At 65.4% G+C, this 379-nt stretch carries 1 protein-coding gene; it reads left to right on the top strand.

What is annotated here, in order from left to right; all coding sequences use genetic code 11:
- Positions 1–93: 93 nt before the first annotated feature.
- On the top strand, positions 94–379 hold a 286-nt coding region (locus AC1DYK_RS36190), incomplete at its 3' end, for a hypothetical protein (RefSeq protein WP_478170654.1).

Raw genomic sequence — 379 nt, 5'->3', positions numbered from 1 at the left:
GCGGGGGCCGGTCTGTTACATGGCCGTCAGCACAGAAAACGCTGTAGCGACGGGTGGCGACCACATGCGACGGTTCAGTGCATGGGCAACTCCATGGCGTACCCCGTCCTCCGAACCACCGACGCGGCCGAGGCATACGCGAAGGGGAAACGTCTGTGTGCGTTCCTCGAACTGCGTGAGGACGAGATCCAGCTCTGTGCGGAGTTGCGGACAGTCGCGGACGTGCGGCGGATGGCCACGGCGCTGCCTCAGGCGCGCTTCCATGAAGTCCCGGTGCGTCCGGCGTCGGTGACGGGGGACGGCCTCTGGCACGAACTGGATCTATTGGCAGCGGATGACGCCATCCTGGCAGCGGAGCTTCCGCTGACCATCATGGAAG

It is taken from the genome of Variovorax sp. P2_H12, from assembly GCF_056403395.1.
The sequence above is the reverse complement of the archived record's forward strand: the minus strand, read 5'-3'. Positions and strand labels throughout refer to the sequence as shown.